Raw genomic sequence first — 1412 nt, forward strand, 5'->3', positions numbered from 1 at the left:
GATTAATGGTATGGACCCTCTCCTCCCATAAAGGCTTCAAATGAGCCAAGATAGGGTTGTTCAAATCACTATCAAGAAGGAGAAGGTCACATGAGTAAGGTAACAATAGGTCTCGATATCGCCAAGTCTGTTTTTCATTTAGTTTTTATGAATCAGTCAGGCAGAGTGCTCAGAAAGAAGAAATTAAGGCGTCACCAGATGTTGTCCTATTTTAGTCAACTGGAGCCATGCATTGTAGTGATGGAAGCCTGTGGAAGTTGCCATTACTGGTGTAGGGAATTGACGAAAGCCGGGCATGAAGTCAAAGCAATAGCACCGCAATACGTTGTAGCATACCGAAAAGGCAATAAACACGATTACAATGATGCAGAGGCGATAGCCGAGGCATCACAACGCGAAGGGATGCGATTTGTGCCGTTTAAGTCTCAGGACCAACAAGACATCCAGCTTATGCATCGGATTAGAGAGCGTATGATAGCGCAGCAAACGGCGTTGAGTAATCAGATAAGAGGCTTGTTGAGCGAATACGGTATTGTGTATGCACGGGGTGTAGCGACTTTGGTGAAAGAGCTGCCTTTAACCCTGGAAGAAGCTGACAATGGATTGAGTATGTTAGCTCGCCGACAGTTTCAAGGCTTACTCAATGATTTGCGGGAACTGCGAGAGCACATAAAAGAAATGGATAAGGAGTTGAAAGCGTTCTCACAAAGCCAGCCTGTATGCGAGCGTTTAATGAGCATGACAGGAATTGGGCCTTTGATTGCTACCGCCTTATATGCAGGCATTGGACAAGGTCAGGCTTTTAATAGCGGCCGACATTTAGCCGCTTGGTTAGGTGTAGTGCCCAAACAACATACAACGGGAGATAACCCGAGATTGTTGGGTATTAGCAAGCGAGGGAACACGTATTTACGGACCCAGATAATTAACGGAGCCAGGGCCGCCTTGCGCCATATTGGTGATAAAACCGATAAGGTGAGCGAGTGGTGTCGGGCTTGTTTAGCACGCATGAGCTTTAACAAAGCGTGCGTCGCACTGGCTAATAAAATGGTAAGAATGGCCTGGGCTATGCTGCACTATCAACAGGACTACCAGCCAGGACTGATAAATAAAGTAGCGGCTTAGCCGATGAAACCCAAACCAAAGATAAGTAAATAAACTAAAACAGGAAGCCTATCAACATATTGCAAAAAGACAACGTACTGATGATTAACGGTTCATAACCATCTTGTTCAAATCAGTTTATACCAAGGGCCTTCGAGGCCGCCGGATTGATGAGACAACAAGATGCGAACAACCATCAAGGCTAGAAGTCAATTGACTTCACGAAAAAGCCGAATATATGGCAGCAATGAATCACGTTATTAAATCAACACGGTGTCTTGCAATCGGAGAGGGTCCATATATGGTAT

The 1412-nt window shown here is 45.1% G+C and carries 1 protein-coding gene; it reads left to right on the forward strand.

The features are described from left to right. Window positions 1–90: 90 nt before the first annotated feature. The gene (locus tag WA381_RS20920) at window positions 91–1125 is read left to right on the forward strand and encodes an IS110 family transposase (protein WP_061485171.1); all 1035 of its coding nucleotides are present in this window, start codon (window positions 91–93) and stop codon (window positions 1123–1125) included. The last annotated feature ends 287 nt before the right edge of the window (window positions 1126–1412 follow it).

Origin of the sequence: Alteromonas sp. CH_MED4-4, assembly GCF_037029575.1 — a bacterium.
Lineage (GTDB): Bacteria > Pseudomonadota > Gammaproteobacteria > Enterobacterales > Alteromonadaceae > Alteromonas > Alteromonas macleodii.

Bases quoted from the DNA above. Each gene is read 5' to 3' on its own strand.
- WA381_RS20920 (WP_061485171.1), top strand. From the start codon at position 91: ATGAGTAAGGTAACAATAGGTCTCGATATCGCCAAGTCTGTTTTTCAT.